This is a genomic window from Neisseria sp. P0021.S005, assembly GCF_051956955.1.
This window is the reverse complement of record NZ_JBQCWY010000973.1, coordinates 1-442: the sequence shown is the minus strand read 5'-3', so window position 1 is coordinate 442 and position 442 is coordinate 1. Positions and strand designations below refer to the sequence as shown.

The 442-nt window shown below is 53.4% G+C and carries 1 protein-coding gene; it reads left to right on the top strand.

The features are described 5' to 3' along the window. On the top strand, positions 1-442 hold a 442-nt coding region (locus ACTHUE_RS20435; protein WP_440424324.1), incomplete at both ends, for a TonB-dependent receptor domain-containing protein.

Below are 442 nucleotides of genomic sequence, written 5' to 3'. Positions count from 1 at the left end.
ATACAGCCGTTCACAACGCGCTCCTGAAGTCAACGAGTTGTATGCAGGTGGCGATCACTATGCCCTGATGGCTTCAGAATCACACTGGGGAGTAGACGTACTGCGTCCGGAAACAGCAGGCATTTGGGAGGTAAACGGAGAAATCGGTTGGAAAGACGGCCGCTTCCGTGCAAGCTGGTATAAAACCCAATTTAAAGACTACACCTTCCTCGTAGATGCCGCACATGACGGCGGCCAACGCCTGCCAACCAAATACTGGCGCTCCGGCGATACCCAGCTTCACGGCGTGGAATTGGAGGTAAACCAATGGTTTGACCTGAATAAATACGGCACATTGGAAGCCCGCCTGTTTGGCGATTTCGTACACAACCGCGCCGATTTGGACGACGAGCGCAACAGCACATTAGGCAATGGCAACCGTGTCCGCAACAACGGCTATTAC